We start from the raw sequence: 17931 nt of genomic DNA, 5'->3' as shown, positions 1-17931 counted from the left end.
ATCCATGCCTCGGCCCACCTCAGAAAACGTTTGCTCATGATGGTCCTCCCATGTCCTGTGTTGAGTCCTCAGGCGTACCGCGCGATCATCTTCTCCAGCGGCAGCGGCACGATCTTGCCCGCCATGCCGGCACAGCCGAACGACTGAAAACGCGCCTGGCAGATCTCCTTGGCCGCGGTGGTTGCGTCCTTGAAAAACTTGCGCGGGTCGAACTCGCCGGGATTCTTTGCCATGGTGCGGCGCATGGCGCCGGTCATGGCCAGGCGGATGTCGGTGTCGATGTTGACCTTGCGCACACCGCTCTTGATGCCGCGCACGATCTCTTCCACCGGCACGCCGTAGGTTTCCTTGATATCGCCGCCGTGCTCACGAATGATGGACAGCCACTCCTGCGGCACGCTGCTCGATCCGTGCATGACCAGGTGGGTGTTGGGGATGGCCTGGTGGATCGCAACAATGCGGTCCATGGCCAGGATGTCGCCGGTGGGTGGGCGGGTGAACTTGTAGGCGCCGTGGCTGGTGCCGATGGCAATGGCGAGTGCGTCCACGCCGGTCTGCGCCACAAAGTCCTTGGCCTGCTGCGGGTCGGTCAGCATCTGGTCGTGTGTGAGGTGCCCTTCGGCCCCCACGCCGTCTTCTTCACCGGCCTCGCCGGTTTCCAGCGAGCCCAGGCAACCCAGCTCCCCTTCCACCGACACGCCCACCGCGTGCGAGAACTTCACCACCTCGCGCGTCACGGCCACGTTGTAGTCGTAGCTCGCGGGGGTCTTGGCGTCTTCCATCAGCGAGCCGTCCATCATCACGCTGCTGAAGCCGCTGCGGATCGACTGCTGGCACACCGCCGGTGTGGCGCCGTGGTCCTGGTGCATGACGATGGGGATGTGTGGGTACATCTCGATCGCGGCCTCGACCATCTTGCGCAGAAACGGCTCACCCGCGTACTTGCGCGCCCCGGCGCTGGCCTGCAGGATCACCGGCGCGTTGCTCGCGTCCGCCGCCTGCATGATGGCCTGGATCTGCTCCAGGTTGTTCACGTTGAACGCGGGCACGCCGTAGTGGTGTTCGGCGGCGTGGTCGAGCAGTTGGCGAAGCGCGATGAGGGCCATGAGAGTTCTTTCGTCGGTCGGGTGGGTCAGATCAGCAAGGCGGAGAAATCGGCGATCACGCGGTCGGGGTGGCAGGCCTCGATGGGCTCGCCCATGTTGTAGCCATAGGGCAGCGCCCACACGGCCACGCCGGCGTTGCGCGCGGTGGCCACGTCGATGGACGAGTCACCCACAAAGAGCGCGCGCTCGGCCTTCACGTTGAAGCGCTTCAGGCAGTCGTGCACGGCGGCCGGGTTGGGCTTTTTCACCAGCAAGGTGTCGCCGCTGATCACCCGGTCAAACATCGGCGCGAGCTGGTGCGCGTCGAGCACGGTCTGGGTGTAACGGCCTTCCTTGTTGGTCACCACGGCGAGCTTCACGCCCGTATCACGCAGCACCTGCAAGGTCTCGCGCACGTGCGGGTAGAGGTGGCTGCGGGTGCCGCAGCGTTGCTGGTAGTGCCCGCCAAACGCGGCTTCGATGGTGGGGAAATCGGCGCTGTGGCGCACCGCGTCGGTGGTGGTGTGGCGGCGGTCGGCCAGGGCCGAGATGAGCAACTCGCGCGTGCCGTGGCCGATCCAGTCGTTCACCTGGGTTTGTGTCACTGCGTGCAGGCCGAACTGCACCAGCGTGTCATTGACCGCGTCGGCAATCTCGGGCGCGGTCTCGATCAGCGTGCCATCGAGGTCGAAGAGGATGAGGTCGAAGGCGCGTGTCATGCCAGCAGGCCCTTCACCTCTTCGCACACGCGCTCGGTGGTGATGCCGAAGTGCGCATACAGCGCCTTCGCCGGCGCCGATTCGCCGAAGCTGGCGATGCCCACGACCGCGCCGGTGCGGCCCACGTACTTGCGCCAGAAATCGGGGTGTGCGGCTTCCACCGCCACCGTGGGCAGGTGCAGCGGCAACACGCTGTCCTGGTAGCTGCGTGGTTGCCGGTCGAACACGTTGGTGCAGGGCATGGACACCACGCGGGTACTGATGCCCTGTGCTGCCAACGCCTGGTGCGCTTCGATGGCGAGCGAGGTCTCGGAACCGGTGGCCACGATGATGGCCCTGGGATCCGGACCTTCGGCCAGCACGTAGCCGCCCATGCGGATCTTCTCGACCATGGACGCATCGGTCAGGCGCGGCAGGTTCTGGCGCGACAGGCACAGGGCCGTGGGACCGTCCTTGCGCGCGATGGCACTGGCCCAGGCCACGGCGGTTTCCAGCCCGTCGGCCGGGCGCCACACATCGAGCTGCGGAATGATGCGCAGGCTGGGCACGTGCTCCACCGACTGGTGGGTGGGCCCGTCTTCGCCCAGGCCGATGCTGTCGTGCGTGAACACGTGGATCACCCGCAGCTTCATGAGCGCGGCCATGCGGATGGCGTTGCGGCTGTAGTCGCTGAAGGTGAGGAAGGTGCCGCCGTACGGGATGTGGCCACCGTGCAGTGCCATGCCGTTCATGATGGCCGCCATGCCGAATTCGCGCACGCCATAGCTCAGGTGGTTGCCCCACTGGTCGCGCCCGGCTTTCACGCAGCCCTTGAAGTTGGTGAGGTTGGAGCCGGTGAGGTCGGCGCTGCCGCCGAAGAACTCGGGCACCAGGGTGTTGAGCGCGTCCAGCGCGTTCTGGCTGGCCTTGCGCGTGGCCACCGCATCAAGCTTGGCGGCCACGCCTTCAAACACCCCGGGCAACGCGGGCGCGAAGCTGGCGTGCAGTTCACCGGCCATGCGGCGTTCGAATTCGGCGGCCTCCATCGGGTACTCGGCGCGGTAGGCGTGAAAGCGCAAGCGCCACTCGGCCTCCATCGCCTGCCCACGGTCCACCGCGTGCCAGGCCCGCGACACATCGGTCGGTACTTCAAAGGGTGCTGCGGTCCAGCCCAGTGCGTCGCGGGTGGCCTGCACCTCGGCCGCGCCGAGCGCGGCGCCGTGCACTTCGTGTGTACCGGCCTTGTTGGGCGAGCCCTGGCCAATCACGGTCTGGCAGCAGATGAGCGTGGGTTTTCCATCAGGACGGCGGGCCTGCTCTTTTGCGGCAATGAGCGCCAACTCCACCGCCTTCGGGTCGTGGCCATCCACCTTGGGGATCACATACCAGCCGCAGGCCTCGAAACGCTGTGGTGTGTCGTCGGTGAACCAGCCTTCCACGTGGCCGTCGATGGAGATGCCGTTGTCGTCGTAGAAGGCCACCAGCTTCGACAGCCGCAGCGTGCCGGCGAGCGAACACACCTCGTGGCTGATGCCCTCCATCAGACAACCGTCGCCGAGAAACGCGTAGGTGAAATGGTCCACCACGGTGTGGCCGGGGCGGTTGAATTCGCTCGCGAGTTGTTTCTCGGCCAGCGCCATGCCCACGGCATTGCCGATGCCCTGGCCCAGCGGGCCGGTGGTGGTCTCCACACCCGGCGTCACGCCCACTTCGGGGTGGCCCGCCGTCTTGCTGTGCAGCTGGCGAAAGGCCTTGATCTCGCTCATGGGCAGGTCGTAGCCGGTGAGGTGCAGCAGCGCATAGATCAGCATGGAGCCGTGGCCATTGGAGAGCACGAAGCGGTCACGGTCGGGCCAGTGGGGGTTGGCCGGGTTGTGGCGCAGGTGGCGGTTCCACAGCACCTCGGCGATGTCGGCCATGCCCATGGGTGCGCCGGGGTGACCGGAGTTGGCTTGCTGCACCGCGTCCACCGCGAGCATGCGGATCGCGTTGGCCATCTGGCGGGCGAGTTCGGGCGATGGGTTTTTCATGTTCGTGTTCCCTTCGCGTTCAGACCAGCCCCATGGCTCTCTTCTTGCGCTCCACCATGCGCCAGATGAAGGGCGTGAAGATCAACTGCATCGCCAGCTCCATCTTGCCGCCGGGCACCACGATGGTGTTGGCGCGGCTCATCATCGAGCCGTTGATCATGTTGAGCAGGTACTGGAAGTCGATGCCCTTGGGCTTGGCGAAACGGATCACCACCATGCTTTCGTCGGCGGTGGGCACGTCGCGCGAAATGAACGGATTGCTCGTGTCCACGATCGGCACGCGCTGGAAGTTCACGTGCGTGTGCTGGAACTGCGGGCAGATGTAGTTCACGTAGTCGGGCATGCGCCGCAGGATGGTGTCGGTCACCGCGTCGGCGCTGTAGCCGCGCATGTTCTTGTCGCGCCAGAGTTTCTGGATCCACTCCAGGTTGATCACCGGCACCACGCCCACCAGCAGGTCGGGGTATTGCGCAACGTCCACTTCGGGCGTGACGACAGCGCCGTGCAGACCTTCGTAAAACAGCATGTCGGTCATCTCGGGCAGCGGCTCCCAGGCGGTGAAGGTGCCGGGCTCCTGCTGGTAGGGTGCGGCTTCTTCAGCGTTGTGCAGGTACTTGCGGCTCTTGCCCGTGCCCGTCTTGCTGTAGGTCCTGAACAAGGTTTCGATCTCGTCGAACAGGTTGGACTCGGCGCCGAAATGGCTGAAGTTCAGGTTGCCGGCCTTCTCGGCCTCGGCCATCTTCAGCTTCATTTCCTTGCGATCAAAGCGGTGGTAGCTGTCGCCTTCGATGATGGCGGCGCTCACGCCCTCGCGACGAAAGATGTTCTGGAAGGTGCGCGTGACGGTGGAAGTGCCGGCACCGCTGGAGCCGGTGATGGCGATGATGGGGTGGCGTTCTGACACGGAAGCTCCTCGGTTGTTGTTGTGGTGTCGCTCAATCGCGGAACAGGCTTCGTTCGGCAAACAGCGGGTTGCTGTCGCCCTTGAAGGTCTGGGGTTCGGCGTGGTAGCGCTCGATGCGCTCGACTTCGTTCTTCGAGCCGAACACCAGGCCGATGCGCTGGTGCAGCTCGGTGGGTTGTACGCCCATCATGGGTTCGCGCCCGGTGCTGGCGCGCCCGCCAGCCTGCTCCATCAGCATGCCCACCGGGTTGGCTTCGTAGAGCAGGCGCAGGCGGCCGGGTTTGCTGGTGTCCTTGGTGTCGCGCGGGTACATGAACACACCGCCGCGCATTAGGATGCGGTGCGCCTCGGCCACCATGCTGGCAATCCAGCGCATGTTGAAGTCCTTGCCGCGCGGCCCGGTCTTGCCGGCCAGGCACTCGTCCACATAACGTTTCACCGGCGCCTCCCAGAAGCGGCTGTTCGACGCGTTGATCGCGAACTCGTGCGTGTCTTCCGGAATGCGGATGTGCGGGTGTGTGAGCTTGAATTCGCCGAGGTTGGGATCGAGCGTGAAGCCATACACACCGCTGCCCACGGTGAGCACGAACATGGTGGTGGGGCCGTAGAGCGCATAGCCGGCGGCCAACTGCTGCGCACCGGGCTGCAGGAAATCCTGCACCACCACATCGCGCCCTTCGTCGAGCACGGACTGCGGTGCGCGCAGCACGCTGAAGATGCTGCCCACCGACACGTTCACGTCGATGTTGCTCGAACCATCGAGCGGGTCGAACACCAGCAGGTACTTGCCGCGCGGGTATTCACGCGGAATCGGATAGGGCAGGTCCATCTCTTCCGACGCCATGCCCGCCAGATGACCGCCCCACTCGTTGGCGCGGATGAACATCTCGTTGCTGATCACGTCCAGCTTTTTCTGCGTCTCGCCCTGCACGTTGACGCTGTCGCCGCCGCCGTGGTTGCCCAGCACGTCGCCAAGCCCGCCAAAGGCCACGCTGCGCGCAATGGCCTTGCAGGCCAGTGCCACGTCGAGAATGAGAGCATTGAAATCACCGCTGGCGTGGGGAAAGCGCCGGCGCTCCTCGATCAGGAACTGGGTCAGGGTGGAGCGTCTGGACAGGGGCATGGTGGCAATCTCGTTGTTGTCATTGTGAAAGGCAGAAGAAGCGGTCAGGCCATGCGGGTGCTCGCCTGGGCATGCCAGTCGCGCAGGTGCGCCAACCCGACCTGGCTCAGGTCGGGCACCACGCGCAGCGCGCCGGCGAAGTCGTGGTGCGCGGTGAAACTGTTGGGCGTGATGATGGTGCGGATGCCCGCGGCCATGGCCGCGCGCAACCCGTTGAAGGAATCCTCGAAAGCCAGACACTGAGAGCCCTGCAAGCCCATGTCGTTCAACACCTGCAGGTACACCTGTGGATGGGGTTTCTTGAGCGGCGAGGACGAGGCGTCGCCCACCGCCAGGAAATGGCTTCGCCAGTCGGCGCCCACCGCCGCGCGCAGCAAAGCGGCGATGTTGACCGGCGAGGTGGTGGTGGCAATGGCCAGCGACAGACCCTGTTTCAGCGCCTCGTTCATCAGGGCCAGCACGCCGGGACGCAGCTGCACGGCACCGTTGTTCACCGCGTTCTCGTAGTACGCCGTCTTGATCTCGTGCAGGCGGTGGATGGTGGCCTGCGTGGCGCCGGCCGACAGCTCCTTCACGTCGGCGTTCACCATGCCCCAGTAGTGCGCCATGCGCTCCTTGCCACCCGAAACTTCCAGCAACTGGGTGTAGAGCGCCGTGTCCCAGTGCCAGCCCATGCCTTCCTGCACAAAGGCGTGGTTGAAGGCTTCGAGGTGCACGGCTTCGGTGTCGGCCAGGGTGCCGTCCACGTCGAATATCAAGGCTTTGAGCATGCATCTACCCCGGTTGACCAGCCTGCAAACCGCGGCTGTGGGCCACTATAGATTTTTGATCAACTAAGGTAAATTCACGATTCATCCATTTTCAGTTAAGCATTACCTGAACACACAGAATGAAAAACGCCACCTTCCGACAGCTCCGCGTTTTCAACGAGGTCGCGAGGAACCTCAGTTTTGCCCGCGCGTCCGAGGTGCTGCACCTCACGCCACCTGCGGTGACCATGCAGATCAAGGAGCTGGAGGGGCACGTGGGTCTGCCACTCTTCGACCGGCGCGGCCGCCAGGTGTCGTTGACCACGGCGGGTGAATACATGCTGGTCTACGCCCGCAAGGTGCTGGCCACGCTCAAGGACGCCGAAGACGCCGCCGCGCGCCTGCAGCGGCTGGAGGTGGGCACCCTGACCATCGGCATGGTGAGCACGGCCAAGTACTTCCTGCCGCGCCTGCTGGCGGAGTTCCAGCGTGATCACGAGGGCATCGAAATCAAGCTGGCCGTGGGCAACCGCGAACAGTTGGTGAAGATGCTGCAAGGCAACGAAGTGGACATTGCCATCATGGGCCGCCCGCCGACCGAGCTGGCCACGCGCGCCGAACCGTTTGCCGCCCACCCCCACGTGTTCGTGGCGCCCAACGACCACCCTCTGCTCAAGGTCGGCCACCCCACGGTCGATTCGCTCAAGGCCTACGGGTTCATCCTGCGCGAGCGAGGTTCGGGAACCCGCGCGGCGCTGGAGCAGTTCTTTGAACACACCCACATGGAGCCGCGTGTGGTGATGGAGATGTCCAGCAACGAGACCATCAAGCAGGCGGTGATGGCCGGCATGGGCATCAGTTTCCTGTCCCTGCACACGATCGGCCTGGAGCTCGAGCACCGGCTGATTGCGATCCTCGACGTGGAAGGCAGTCCGGTGTTGCGCGGCTGGAACGTGGTGCACACGCTATCCAAGTTGCTGTCGCCCGCGGCCGAGTCGTTCCGCTATTTCATGCTGGAGCGAGCGGAGGGCTTCCTGGCCGACGAATACGGTCGGTTCATGCGCCTCGTTCCAGCGGGTCCGGGCTGAAGTCCCCACGCTCTGCGGCTGCGCGCGATCGGCGCTCGTATACTCCACCCCGTGCCGCAAGGCACATCCGCTAGGGGTGTTGCCCCGGGGTTCTGGCCCCGGGAGCGACTGAGAAAGTCCCTTTGAACCTGATTGAGGTAATCCTCGCGCAGGGAAGCAGGCCGATACCTTTCACCACCGCCGTCAGGCGCGTCCGGTGCTTGCGGCCCAGCCCACCTGCCTCAACTTGCATGGAGCAATTGATGGCATCCGACCATTCCGCAGCCCCGGCCAACCTGGCCCTCACCCCCGTCCCGCAGGGCGACCGGGTCTTCCATTTCCACGAACACGCCGCGCTCTGGTTCAGCCTGGGCACGGGCCTGCTGGTCATGCAGATCGGCGCCTACCTCGTGCCCGCCGTGGGCACGCAAGATGCGCTCATTGCCATCGTGCTGGGCTCGCTCATTGGTGCCGGCCTGCTGGCCTGGACCGCGCGGCTGGGCTGCCAGACAGGCCTGGCCAGCGCTGGCCTGATGCACGCCACCTACGGAAGTGCATTCGCCCGCCTGCCGGTGCTGCTCAACATCGCGCAGCTGATCGGCTGGACCACGTTCGAGCTGGTCATCATGCAAGAGGGCACCGTGGCCATCCTCAAGCAGGCGCTGGGCAGCGAACCCGGGGGCCTGCTCGACGGCACCGGCGGCAAGCTGCTCGCCACGCTGCTCTGGGGCGGTGTGCTGATTGCGCTCATGGCCGGCTCCATGCTCAAGCTGGTGCGCAAGTTCGTCAGCCGCTTCGGCTTGCCGCTGGTGATCGCCTCGCTGGTCTGGCTCACCTGGCAGTTCGGCACGCGCCTTCAGGCGCAGGGCTTCGACGCTTTCTGGAACCGCCCGGGTGCGGGTGGCATGGGCCTGTTCTCGGCCATGGATCTCGTGATCGCGATGCCGGTGTCGTGGCTGCCGCTGGTGGCCGACTACGCGCGCCACGGCAAACGCGCGGCCACCACGCTGGGCGGCACCTGGCTGGGCTACGCGCTGGCCAACATCTGGTGCTACACGCTGGGTGTGCTGGTGGTCAGCACGGTGGAGCCGGGCACCAACCTGGTGGCCGCCTTGCTGCTGGCCCAGGGTGGTTTGATCGCCCTCGGCCTGATCCTGCTGGACGAGATGGACAACGCCTATGGCGACGCGCACTCGGGCGCGGTCTCGGTGCACAGCCTGCAGCCGCGCTGGAGCATCAAGCGCGCCGGTCTCGCCTTTGCGGCCGGTTGCACCGTGCTCGCGCTGTTCCTGCCGATCCACGCGATCGAGCCCTTCCTGCTGCTGCTCAGTTCGGTGTTCGTGCCGCTGTACGGCGTGATCCTGGGGCGCCTGGGCAGCGGTGCGGTGGTGCCCAGCGTGACCGCGCGCACGGTGGACTGGAGCGCGGCGGCGGTGTGGGTGGCCGGCATTGCGTGCTACCACCTGCTCAAGCACTACGCGCCCGACCTCGGTTCGGCCCTGCCCACCCTGGCCCTGACCTTCACACTGGCCGCGCTCTCGCGGCCACGCAAAGCGGGTGGTCTCACCCCCGCCCGGGCCTGATGGTCAAGCCACGCCGCGCTTCAGTCCCGCGCCTGCTTGCGCTGCGCCACGGGCGCGAAGCCGTGGTTGAGCGGGCCGTGGCCAGCGCCGGTGTACACGTCGGCGCCCTGCGCGATGGCCTGCAGGATGTAGCTGCGGGCCAGAGCCACCGCCTGGTCGAGTGGCTCACCGAGCGCGAGGTGGGCTGCGATGGCAGAAGACAGCGTGCAGCCCGTGCCGTGCGTGTTGCGGCTGGTGATGCGTGGCGATGCGAGACGCTGTACCGGGCCGGGCCCGGTCACCAACACATCCGCCACCTCGGCACCCGGCAAATGCCCGCCCTTGAGCAACACCGCCGGTGCACCCATGGCGAACAGGTCGCGCGCTGCAGCGTCGAGCTCGTGCGCCGACTCGATGGTGCGACCGAGCAGCAGCGCGGCTTCGTCCAGGTTGGGCGTGATCACCGTGGCCAGCGGGAACAGCTCGTGCACCAGCACCTGCACGGTGGTGGGCGTGATGAGCGTGTCGCCGGAAGTCGCCACCATCACCGGGTCGAGCACGACCCGTTTCACGGCGTAGTGTTTCAACGCCCAGGCCACCGTGCGAACGATGTCGGGCGCGTGCAGCATGCCGATCTTCACCGCGTCCACACCGATGTCGTCGAACACGGCGCACAGCTGGGCCTTGAGCATCTCGGGCGGCACGCCGTGGATGGCGCTCACGCCCAGCGTGTTCTGCGCGGTCAGCGCGGTGATGGCCGTCATGCCGTAACAACCCAGCGCCGCGAAGGTTTTCAGATCGGCCTGGATACCGGCACCGCCGCCGCTGTCGGAGCCGGCGATGGACAGCACGCGTGTGTAGCGTTGGGGTTCTTTGGTCATGGCCTGAATTCTGGCAGCGCTCAAGGACATTCATGACGATCGAAAGAAATTCCACCGCTGTGGTGCTGGGTGCCGGACTGATGGGCCGGCTGCTGGCCTGCGCGCTCGCGCAGCGTGGCCACCGGGTCGAGGTGTTCGACGCCGGCGGCCCCCTGGCCGAAAACGCCGCCGCCCGTGTGGCCGCGGCCATGCTTGCGCCCCTGGCCGAATCGGCCGTGACCGAACTCCCCGTGGTTCGCATGGGACAACACGCGTTGGCCCGCTGGCCAGAGCTGCTGGCCACGCTGGATCAGCCGGTGTTCTTTCAGCAAAGCGGCACTGTGGTGCTGTGGCACCGGCAGGACACGGCCGAAGCCGAGCGTTTCTCGGGCCAGCTCGCCCGCACCACCGCCGCCCTGCCCTCGCTGCCGCACGCGCAGCGTTTGAACGCCGTCGAGCTCACCGCGCTGGAGCCCGCGCTCGAACACCGCTTTGCCCAGGGCCTGTACCTGCCCCACGAGGGTCAGCTCGACAACCGCGAACTGCTGGCAGCGCTCGCGCACCAGATGCAGCTGCTCGGTGTGACCGTGCACTGGAACAGCCCGCGCACACCGGCCGAAGTCGACCCGGGTCCAGACGCCTGGCTGTTCGACTGCCGGGGCCTCGGCGCCCAGCCGCAATGGAGCGCGCTGCGTGGCGTGCGCGGCGAGGTTGCGCGTGTGCACGCACCGGGCGTGAGCCTCTCGCGCCCCACCCGCCTGCTGCACCCGCGCTACCCGCTCTACATCGCGCCCAAGCCGGGCGGCATGTTCGTCATCGGCGCCACCGAAATCGAGTCCGACGACCTCTCGCCAGCCAGCGTGCGCTCGACCCTGGAGCTGCTGAGCGCGGCCTACACGGTGCACCCCGGCTTTGGCGAAGCGCGCATCATGGAGATGGGCGTGCAGCTGCGCCCCACCCTGCCCGACAACCTGCCCAAGATCCACCTGAGCGCACCGCGGCGCATGCAGATCAACGGCCTGTACCGCCACGGTTTCCTGATTGCACCGGCCCTGCTCGATGCCGCGCTGCAAGCCATGGACAATGGTCATTCCGCGCTGGCCGGACAATGGGGCCTGTCGCTCCAGAACACCGCCGTTTGAACACCCGATGAACGTCCTGATCAACCAAGAATCCCGCGAGCTGCCCGAAGGTGCCACGGTGGCCGACGCGTTGAGCGTGAGCGAACCACCGGCGGTGTTTGCGGTGGCGGTCAACCTGCAGTTCGTGCCGCGCGGCGGCTACGGGCAGCACGTGCTGCTTGAGGGCGACCGCATCGAAATCATTGCCCCGATCACGGGAGGCTGAACATGAACATGACCGATCCGATCACACACGACGACCCGCTGATCCTCTACGGCGAGGTGTTCCAGAGCCGCCTGATGCTCGGCACCTCGCGCTACCCATCACCCGCCACACTCGAAGCCGCCGCGCGCCGCGCTCAGCCCGCCATGCTCACCGCCTCGCTGCGGCGCCAGGGCGCGGTGCAGCCCGAGGCTGGGGCGGCCTTCTGGAAACTGCTGCAGGACCTGGCCGTGCCGGTGCTGCCCAACACCGCTGGCTGCCACAGCGCGCAAGAGGTCATCACCACCGCGCAGATGGCGCGCGAGGTTTTCAACACGCCTTGGATCAAGCTCGAACTCATCGGCGACGACTACAGCCTGCAGCCCGACACGCTCAACCTGGTGGACTGCGCGCGCCAGCTGATCAACGACGGTTTCAAGGTGCTGCCCTACTGCACCGAAGACCTGGTGCTGTGCCAGCGCCTGGTCGACGTGGGCTGCCAGGCCGTGATGCCGTGGGCCGCGCCCATCGGCACCGGCCGCGGCCCGGTCAACCCCTACGCCATGCGCCTTCTGCGCGAACGCCTGAAGGTGCCGCTGATCGTGGACGCCGGCCTGGGACTGCCCTCGCACGCCTGCACCGTGATGGAGTGGGGCTATGACGCCGTGCTGCTGAACACCGCCGTGGCACTCGCACAGTCGCCGGTGGACATGGCCGGTGCATTTGCCGATGCCGTGCGCGCCGGCCGCGCCGCGTACCGATCAGGCGCCATGCAGCCGCAAGACAGCGCCCAACCCAGCACCCCGGTGCTGGGCACCCCTTTCTGGCACCACCCATGATCGTCACCCGCAACGCCGAGCTGAACCAGTCCATGAACGTGCAGTCGATGGCGCAGTCCATCGTGCGGGCCCATCAGGCCACGCTGGCCCTGCCGCTGGTACCGGGTGCGCAGCCGCTCAAAGGCGATGCGGGCGACATGGTGTTCGCCGCCGCCCTGCAAGCCGCCCACCTGCTGGGGTTTGTGCCCGCCGACGCTTTGTGCCTGGCGCAGGCGTGGTCGCAGCAATCGCTTCGCACGGGTGAGTTCCATCCTGAACAATGGCCCACAGAGGCCGTCGATTTCGGCATGGCTCCGTGGCCGCGGCAACACGCCTTTGCCTCCTGCCCCCAGGCGCTGGGCCTGTACGCCGTGATGCCCGACGCGGCGTGGACCATCCGCATGGCGCGCGCTGGCGTGCCCACGGTGCAGCTGCGCTTCAAGTCCGGCGATGCCTCAGCCGTGCGCGCCGAGGTGATGGCCACGGTCGCGGGTGTGCAGGGCACCGGCGCGCGCCTGTTCATCAACGACCACTGGCAGCTCGCCATCGAGGCCGGCGCCTACGGTGTGCACCTCGGCCAGGAAGACCTGCAGGCGATGACGCCCGCGGGCCTGAAGGCCATCAAGGACGCCGGCCTGCGCCTGGGCCTGAGCACGCACGGGTACGCCGAAATGCTGATCGCCGACCAGCACAGCCCCAGCTACATCGCCATGGGTGCGGTGTTCCCCACCACCCTCAAGCAGATGGCCACCGCACCCCAGGGCACGGGCCGGCTCGCCATGTACGCGAAGCTGCTGTGCGACTACCCGCGCGTTGCCATCGGCGGCATCGACCTGGCCTCACTGCCCGCGGTGCTGGGCAGTGGCGTGGGCTCGGTGGGCGTGGTGCGCGCGCTCATGGGCGCGGCAGACCCCGAAGCTGAAGTGGCGGTCTGGCAGGCGGCACTGCCGCAGAACTAGGGCCTGCGGTCCGACACCAGGCTCATCAGCGGCTTCACGCTGATGCCGTGCAGCACGATGGAGAGCGTGACCACGATCAGGGTGAGCTGTATCAGCTGCATCGCGGTGTCTTCCGGCAGACCGTGTTGAATGGCGTACATGAGGTAGTACAGCGAGCCGATGCCGCGCACGCCGAACCAGCCGGTCATGCCGCGCACCGGCGTGAGTGTGCGGGTGCCGATGAGGCCCAGCATCACACTCACCGGGCGGGCCACGAAGAACACGAACAGCGCCAGCCCCACAGCCGGCCAACTCCACGAATTCAGGTACAGCGAGCCGCCCAGCAAGAGCACCAGCACAAGTTCGGACAAGCGCTCCGCGTGCTCCTTGAACACCAGCGAGCCCTCGCTCACGGTAGAGACGTGCTCACCGACACAGGCGACAGGAGCCTTTGTGACCAATCGGCGAACTCCCGCCACATGGGCATGCCTGGCCAACCGGACCTCGGTCTGGCGCAACGCGACGGCAGCGAAGAAAACCGCCAGAAACCCCCCGGCACTCAGCCACACGCTCAGGCCGTACACCGCACCGATGAGGCCCAGGCCCAGGAAATCATCCAGCAGCTCGTGGCGCTGCGGCTCGCCGCGCAGCCACCAGCTCATGCGCGCCAGCAGCGCACCGCAGGCCACACCGATGGCAACGCCGCCCAGGGTTGACCAGACCATGTCGACCAGCACCCACTGCATGCCGTTTGCGCCGAGGGTGTGCAGGCCCAGCAGGCCCAGTCCCAGCATCGCAAAGGGATAAGCCGATCCGTCATTGAGACCAGCCTCGCAGGTGAGCGTGAAGCGCAGCTGGTCGCGGTCGCCCGGGTGGCGGCTCTGCACCTCGGTGGCCAGCACCGGGTCGGTGGGTGCCACGATGGCCCCGAGCAGCACCGCCGCGCCCAGCGGCAGGCCCAGTGCCCAGACACCGAACCCGGCCACCAGGCCCACCGTGATCGCCATCGAGACGCTGGCCAGCAGCAGCGGCGCGCGCCACTGGCGCAGGCTGAACGGTACCGGCATCTTCACGCCGGCCGAAAACAGCGAGATCAGCACCGCGATTTCGGTCAGCAGTTCGAGCAACGCCGACTGTTTCAACGGGTTGAAGCTGAAGAGGCCGAGCACGGTGGGGCCCATGAGCATGCCCACCGCGAGGTAGAGCATGGCGGGTGTGATGGGCAGTCGCTTGAGCAGCGTGGGCGCCACACCCATGATGAGCAACAGCGCGCCCACGAACAGGAACCATTGGGCAGTGGACATGTGAAAAAGTGAGGCCGCCGCTCCCCGACGGGGAGCGGCGGCCGTGTTCAGTAAACCACGAGCTTACGGGATGCCCGTGCCGGGCTCGATCAACGGGCCTTGATCTGGCCGCTCTCGTCCGACAGCACGATCTCGACACGGCGGTTCATCTGGCGGCCGGCCGCTGTGTCGTTGCTGCCCACCGGATTCGCCTGGCCGTAGCCGCGGGCCGTCACGCGGGTGGACGCAATGCCCTGGCCCAGCAGGGCCACGCGCACCGCGTCGGCGCGTTCGGTGGACAAGGTCTGGTTGTAGGCGGCGGCGCCGGTGCTGTCGGTGAATCCTTCCACCAGCACAGTGCGCTGCGGATCGGCCTTGAGCACCTCGGCGAGCTGATTGACCATGCGCATGCCGTTGGGCCGCAGTGCCGAGCGGTCCACGTCGAACAACACATCACCCAGGGTGATCACGATGCCGCGCGGTGTCTGCTTGGCGTTGAGCTCGGCCATGCGCGCTTCGAGCAGGCGGTTGCGCTCCATCGCCATGGCGGCCTGACGCTGGGCTTCCACCGTGTCGGTGCGGGCCAGGCTGGCACTGCGCTGGGCTTCGGCGGCGGCGCGTTGCGCATCGGCAGCAGCGCGCTGGGCGGCGTCGGCCTCCTGCGTGCGGGCCTGCAACTGGACGCTGGTGCGCGCGGCACCGGCGTTGGCCACGCTCAGCTCGGCGGTTTTGTAGTTCACCGTTTCACGCACGATGGCCGCGCGCTGCGACGCCACATAGGCCAGGTGGTTCACCTGGGCCACGTCTTCGCGGTTGCTCGCGGCCGTGTTGGCCGCGGTGAGTGCGTCTGCGGCCTGGCGCAGTTCGGCCGGGGCCTGGTTCTGCGAGCGCGGATCGGCCTGGACGGTGCGGAAGTCTTCCCGCGCCTGGTCCAGCCGCACATTGGTGGGTGGTGTGGTGCTGCAACCCGCCACAACGGCCAGGGCGGTGAGCGAGAGTGCGAAGCGGTGCATGGTGTTCATGGGGAGTCCTGCTGTTGTTGTCATTGGGCGCGGTTGATTTCCTGGCGCAGCACACGGCCGTCTTCACGAATCTCGCCAGCAGCCCGGTTGGCCCGGGTGCTGCGGGCCTTGGCCTCGGCCAGCCGGGCGTCCACCTGGACTTCGTTTGACAGCAGCAGGGCGCGGTCGTATTGCTCCTGCGTCATGGCGGTGTCGGCCATCACCTGTTTCTGGCGTGCGATGTTGAGTTCGGTCGGGGCCAGCTCGGCCGCACCGGCGCGCGCAGCGGCCTCGATCGCAGCGCGCGAGAGTGCCAACTCCTGGGTGGGCGCAGCGATCTTGGTGGCGCAGGCCATCAGCGTGAGCGTGAGGGCGGTGAGAGCCGTGATGCCGAACAGTCGCACAAGCTGCTGGCGCGAGGGTGTGTTCAGGGCCAGAACGCGGGGCGTGATTGGGGTGTGCATCGAAATGTCCTTCTGTCATCAGGGCCGTGTTGGCCGACAGCCCAAGCATGGGCGGCCAAAGTGCGCGCGTCGGTGCCATGGCGCACAGACCCACCCCCCCACATCAACATAAAAGAGACGCAGCGGTTCGCACACCCGTGCTCGTTGAAATCGCCCCAACCAAAGGACATCGCATGAACTGGGACACCATTCAAGGCAACTGGAAACAACTCACCGGCCGCGCCAAGCAGCAGTGGGGAAAACTCACCGACGACGACCTCACCCTGGTGGCTGGCCACCGCGACCAGCTCGCCGGCAAGATCCAGGAGCGCTACGGCATTGCAAAAGACGAAGCCGAAGCGCAGCTGCAGGCTTGGGAAAAGAGCTCCGACGACTCGTGGCTGAACGCCTCCAGCGGCGCCAATGAAGGCAGCAAACACCAGCGTTGATGGAGAGACCGCCCCCGCTTCGCGGGGGCGCGTCATTCAGCTCGCCGCGCGCACCGGCAGCAGGCGGTCGTACTCCCGTTTCACCACCTGGTAACACTCGCAGGTGCGTTCCTCCAGCCTGGGGCGGTCCAGCACGGAAATGCGGCCACGCACGTAGCGGATGAGGCCGGCGGTCTGCAGCTTGAGCGCGGCTTCGGTGACACCTTCGCGGCGCACACCCAGCATGTTGGAAATGAGTTCCTGCGTCATCAGCAACTCGCTGCCGGGCAGGCGGTCCAGGCTGAGCAACAGCCAGCGGCAGAGTTGCTGGTCCAGCGTGTGGTGGCGGTTGCACACCGCCGTCTGGCTCATTTGTGTGATGAGTGCCTGCGTGTACCGCAGCAACAGATGCATGACCGGTCCCGAGCGCTCGAACTCGGCCTGCACGACTTCGGCGGGAAGGCGGTAGCCCGCGCCGCTGCTTTGCACCACCGCCCGGCTCGGTGTGGACCCGCCGCCCATGAAGAGCGAGATGCCCACGAGGCCCTCGCTGCCGACCACCGCGATTTCGGCCGACGCGCCGCTGTTGAGGACGTAGAGCAGCGACACGATCCCGCTGGTGGGGAAATAGACCGACTTCATCTGCTCGCCGGACTCGTACAACACCTTGCCCAGTGGCAGCTCGACCATCTCGAGATGGGGTTTCCAGCGTTGCCACTCGGCGTCTGGCAAGCTGGCCAGCAGCTGGTTCTGGCGGGGGGTATCGGGTGGGGTCATGGGGGCGTTCCTGCGGGAGGGATCTTGCCGCGGGATGCGTCCAAAACCAGAATCTCAATGCTTCTAGGATGGACTGCTGGATGTTCATGGTCTGTTCGAGACCGTACACACAAACACTTGATGGGCTGCACCGGCCAGTGTCGCTGTGGGGCCAGGACCTGGCACCGGGAGCCCTCAAGACCCGGGGATTGCCCAAAACGTTCGAGAGCGCACAGACCTTCCCGGACACAGCCTTTACGGTAGCCCTTCTTCGATCGACAGCCGGCGCCGGATCTTCCCGCGTCGGCTTGGTCCTTCGACACAGGAGTGAACATGGCATTTCCCACCCACCTGAGCGCGGAGGCGGCGCACAACGGCCACGTCATCGGCGAGCTGCACGACAGCCGTCCGCCACGCTCCACCAGCGCGGTCTCGTGGGGTGCCATTGCGGCCGGAGCCGCCGCCGCAGCAGCGCTCTCGCTGATCCTGCTCATCCTGGGCGTGGGCCTGGGCTTGTCGTCGGTCTCGCCGTGGGCCAACGCCGGCGTGACCGCCGCGACACTGGGCGTCAGCACCATCGTGTGGTTGACCGTGACCCAGTTGCTGGCCTCCGCCATGGGCGGCTATCTGGCCGGCCGCTTGCGCACCAAGTGGGTCGACACGCAGGCCGACGAAGTCTATTTCCGCGACACCGCACACGGCTTTCTGGCCTGGGCTGTGGCATCGCTCGCCACCGCGGCCCTGCTCACCTCGGTGATCGGCTCCATCGTGGGCGGCGGCGTGCAGGCTGGCGCCACGGTGGCCGGTGGTGCGACCGTTGCGGCCACCACCACGGCCACCGGCATCGCGCAAAACGAAGAAGG

At 66.7% G+C, this 17931-nt stretch carries 18 protein-coding genes, 1 pseudogene and 1 riboswitch; of the genes and pseudogenes, 8 read left to right on the top strand and 11 right to left on the bottom strand.

Annotation, left to right across the window (positions count from 1 at the left end; all coding sequences use genetic code 11):
• Window positions 1-68: 68 nt before the first annotated feature.
• The 6 genes from fba to Q0C59_RS02910 are packed head-to-tail and all read right to left on the bottom strand — an operon-like array spanning window position 69 to window position 6610.
• Window positions 69-1106 (bottom strand): class II fructose-bisphosphate aldolase, encoded by a 1038-nt coding sequence (fba, locus tag Q0C59_RS02935; protein ID WP_291211470.1) that lies wholly within the window; start codon window positions 1104-1106, stop codon window positions 69-71.
• A 26-nt stretch (window positions 1107-1132) separates the two neighbouring features.
• On the bottom strand, window positions 1133-1804 hold the full coding sequence (locus tag Q0C59_RS02930) for an HAD family hydrolase (RefSeq protein WP_291211468.1): 672 nt from the start codon (window positions 1802-1804) through the stop codon (window positions 1133-1135).
• Window positions 1801-3813: a transketolase gene (gene tkt / locus Q0C59_RS02925; protein ID WP_291211465.1), complete on the bottom strand. Its 2013-nt coding sequence runs from the start codon at window positions 3811-3813 to the stop codon at window positions 1801-1803. Before tkt ends, Q0C59_RS02930 begins: the two co-directional genes overlap by 4 nt.
• Before the next feature lie 19 nt (window positions 3814-3832).
• A complete protein-coding gene (locus tag Q0C59_RS02920; protein ID WP_291211462.1) occupies window positions 3833-4717 on the bottom strand; it encodes a phosphoribulokinase in 885 nt (294 codons plus the stop codon).
• A 31-nt stretch (window positions 4718-4748) separates the two neighbouring features.
• Window positions 4749-5840, bottom strand: coding sequence for a class 1 fructose-bisphosphatase (locus Q0C59_RS02915; RefSeq protein WP_291211459.1), 1092 nt, complete (start codon window positions 5838-5840; stop codon window positions 4749-4751).
• 44 nt (window positions 5841-5884) lie between these two features.
• Window positions 5885-6610: an HAD-IA family hydrolase gene (locus Q0C59_RS02910; RefSeq protein ID WP_291211456.1), complete on the bottom strand. Its 726-nt coding sequence runs from the start codon at window positions 6608-6610 to the stop codon at window positions 5885-5887.
• A gap of 119 nt (window positions 6611-6729) precedes the next feature.
• Between Q0C59_RS02910 and Q0C59_RS02905 the strand changes: the two genes are divergently transcribed.
• Window positions 6730-7677 carry a LysR family transcriptional regulator gene (locus Q0C59_RS02905; RefSeq protein WP_291211453.1) on the top strand — a complete coding sequence of 316 codons (948 nt, stop codon included), beginning with the start codon at window positions 6730-6732 and terminating at the stop codon, window positions 7675-7677.
• 62 nt (window positions 7678-7739) lie between these two features.
• A riboswitch (TPP riboswitch) is annotated at window positions 7740-7849 on the top strand.
• Between the two features lie 70 nt (window positions 7850-7919).
• Entirely contained in the window at window positions 7920-9239 is a 1320-nt protein-coding gene (locus Q0C59_RS02900; RefSeq protein WP_291211451.1) for a cytosine permease, read from the top strand.
• 20 nt (window positions 9240-9259) lie between these two features.
• Here Q0C59_RS02900 and thiD read toward each other — a convergent pair whose 3' ends face one another.
• Window positions 9260-10099, bottom strand: a complete 840-nt coding sequence (gene thiD, locus Q0C59_RS02895; protein ID WP_291211449.1) for a bifunctional hydroxymethylpyrimidine kinase/phosphomethylpyrimidine kinase — start codon at window positions 10097-10099, stop codon at window positions 9260-9262.
• Between the two features lie 32 nt (window positions 10100-10131).
• Here thiD and Q0C59_RS02890 point away from each other — a divergent pair, with 32 nt between their 5' ends.
• From Q0C59_RS02890 to Q0C59_RS02875, 4 genes are read left to right on the top strand one after another with little or no spacing between them, the layout of a single operon-like run.
• The gene (locus Q0C59_RS02890; RefSeq protein WP_291211446.1) at window positions 10132-11220 is read left to right on the top strand and encodes an FAD-dependent oxidoreductase; all 1089 of its coding nucleotides are present in this window, start codon (window positions 10132-10134) and stop codon (window positions 11218-11220) included.
• A 7-nt stretch (window positions 11221-11227) separates the two neighbouring features.
• Window positions 11228-11425 carry a sulfur carrier protein ThiS gene (gene thiS / locus Q0C59_RS02885; protein ID WP_291211443.1) on the top strand — a complete coding sequence of 66 codons (198 nt, stop codon included), beginning with the start codon at window positions 11228-11230 and terminating at the stop codon, window positions 11423-11425.
• A gap of 8 nt (window positions 11426-11433) precedes the next feature.
• A complete protein-coding gene (locus Q0C59_RS02880) occupies window positions 11434-12240 on the top strand; it encodes a thiazole synthase (protein WP_291211478.1) in 807 nt (268 codons plus the stop codon).
• Entirely contained in the window at window positions 12237-13178 is a 942-nt protein-coding gene (locus Q0C59_RS02875; RefSeq protein ID WP_291211440.1) for a thiamine phosphate synthase, read from the top strand. Before Q0C59_RS02880 ends, Q0C59_RS02875 begins: the two co-directional genes overlap by 4 nt.
• Here the strand turns inward: Q0C59_RS02875 and Q0C59_RS02870 are convergent.
• The 3 genes from Q0C59_RS02870 to Q0C59_RS02860 all read right to left on the bottom strand — a co-directional run bounded on the left by Q0C59_RS02870 (window position 13175) and on the right by Q0C59_RS02860 (window position 15905).
• Window positions 13175-14461 carry a sodium:proton antiporter gene (locus Q0C59_RS02870; protein WP_291211437.1) on the bottom strand — a complete coding sequence of 429 codons (1287 nt, stop codon included), beginning with the start codon at window positions 14459-14461 and terminating at the stop codon, window positions 13175-13177. The genes Q0C59_RS02875 and Q0C59_RS02870 overlap by 4 nt on opposite strands.
• An 89-nt stretch (window positions 14462-14550) precedes the next feature.
• A complete protein-coding gene (locus Q0C59_RS02865) occupies window positions 14551-15462 on the bottom strand; it encodes an OmpA family protein (RefSeq protein ID WP_291211434.1) in 912 nt (303 codons plus the stop codon).
• Window positions 15463-15482: 20 nt separating this feature from the next.
• On the bottom strand, window positions 15483-15905 hold the full coding sequence (locus Q0C59_RS02860) for a DUF4398 domain-containing protein (protein WP_291211432.1): 423 nt from the start codon (window positions 15903-15905) through the stop codon (window positions 15483-15485).
• 173 nt (window positions 15906-16078) lie between these two features.
• On the opposite strand from Q0C59_RS02860, the gene Q0C59_RS02855 reads away from it, so the two are divergent.
• Complete coding sequence (locus tag Q0C59_RS02855; RefSeq protein ID WP_291211429.1) at window positions 16079-16333, top strand: CsbD family protein; 255 nt, start codon at window positions 16079-16081, stop codon at window positions 16331-16333.
• Between the two features lie 36 nt (window positions 16334-16369).
• Here Q0C59_RS02855 and Q0C59_RS02850 read toward each other — a convergent pair whose 3' ends face one another.
• Window positions 16370-17089: a Crp/Fnr family transcriptional regulator gene (locus Q0C59_RS02850; protein ID WP_291211426.1), complete on the bottom strand. Its 720-nt coding sequence runs from the start codon at window positions 17087-17089 to the stop codon at window positions 16370-16372.
• A gap of 312 nt (window positions 17090-17401) precedes the next feature.
• Between Q0C59_RS02850 and Q0C59_RS02845 the strand changes: the two are divergent.
• A pseudogene (locus Q0C59_RS02845) lies at window positions 17402-17931 on the top strand (hypothetical protein); the annotation flags it as partial.

Origin of the sequence: Hydrogenophaga sp. (assembly GCF_022844385.1) — a bacterium.
In the GTDB taxonomy this organism is placed as follows: Bacteria; Pseudomonadota; Gammaproteobacteria; order Burkholderiales; family Burkholderiaceae_C; genus Hydrogenophaga.
The sequence above is the reverse complement of the archived record's forward strand: the minus strand, read 5'-3'. Positions and strand labels throughout refer to the sequence as shown.

What these genes read in the sequence shown, in the direction of transcription:
- Q0C59_RS02855 (WP_291211429.1), top strand. Translation starts at nt 16,079, where the DNA reads ATGAACTGGGACACCATTCAAGGCAACTGGAAACAACTCACCGGCCGC.
- Q0C59_RS02850 (WP_291211426.1), bottom strand. Translation starts at nt 17,089, where the DNA reads ATGACCCCACCCGATACCCCCCGCCAGAACCAGCTGCTGGCCAGCTTG.
- Q0C59_RS02930 (WP_291211468.1), bottom strand. Translation starts at nt 1,804, where the DNA reads ATGACACGCGCCTTCGACCTCATCCTCTTCGACCTCGATGGCACGCTG.
- thiS (WP_291211443.1), top strand. Translation starts at nt 11,228, where the DNA reads ATGAACGTCCTGATCAACCAAGAATCCCGCGAGCTGCCCGAAGGTGCC.
- Q0C59_RS02880 (WP_291211478.1), top strand. Translation starts at nt 11,434, where the DNA reads ATGACCGATCCGATCACACACGACGACCCGCTGATCCTCTACGGCGAG.
- Q0C59_RS02875 (WP_291211440.1), top strand. Translation starts at nt 12,237, where the DNA reads ATGATCGTCACCCGCAACGCCGAGCTGAACCAGTCCATGAACGTGCAG.
- Q0C59_RS02860 (WP_291211432.1), bottom strand. Translation starts at nt 15,905, where the DNA reads ATGCACACCCCAATCACGCCCCGCGTTCTGGCCCTGAACACACCCTCG.
- Q0C59_RS02890 (WP_291211446.1), top strand. Translation starts at nt 10,132, where the DNA reads ATGACGATCGAAAGAAATTCCACCGCTGTGGTGCTGGGTGCCGGACTG.
- Q0C59_RS02865 (WP_291211434.1), bottom strand. Translation starts at nt 15,462, where the DNA reads ATGAACACCATGCACCGCTTCGCACTCTCGCTCACCGCCCTGGCCGTT.
- Q0C59_RS02900 (WP_291211451.1), top strand. Translation starts at nt 7,920, where the DNA reads ATGGCATCCGACCATTCCGCAGCCCCGGCCAACCTGGCCCTCACCCCC.
- Q0C59_RS02910 (WP_291211456.1), bottom strand. Translation starts at nt 6,610, where the DNA reads ATGCTCAAAGCCTTGATATTCGACGTGGACGGCACCCTGGCCGACACC.
- Q0C59_RS02905 (WP_291211453.1), top strand. Translation starts at nt 6,730, where the DNA reads ATGAAAAACGCCACCTTCCGACAGCTCCGCGTTTTCAACGAGGTCGCG.
- fba (WP_291211470.1), bottom strand. Translation starts at nt 1,106, where the DNA reads ATGGCCCTCATCGCGCTTCGCCAACTGCTCGACCACGCCGCCGAACAC.
- Q0C59_RS02915 (WP_291211459.1), bottom strand. Translation starts at nt 5,840, where the DNA reads ATGCCCCTGTCCAGACGCTCCACCCTGACCCAGTTCCTGATCGAGGAG.
- tkt (WP_291211465.1), bottom strand. Translation starts at nt 3,813, where the DNA reads ATGAAAAACCCATCGCCCGAACTCGCCCGCCAGATGGCCAACGCGATC.
- Q0C59_RS02870 (WP_291211437.1), bottom strand. Translation starts at nt 14,461, where the DNA reads ATGTCCACTGCCCAATGGTTCCTGTTCGTGGGCGCGCTGTTGCTCATC.
- thiD (WP_291211449.1), bottom strand. Translation starts at nt 10,099, where the DNA reads ATGACCAAAGAACCCCAACGCTACACACGCGTGCTGTCCATCGCCGGC.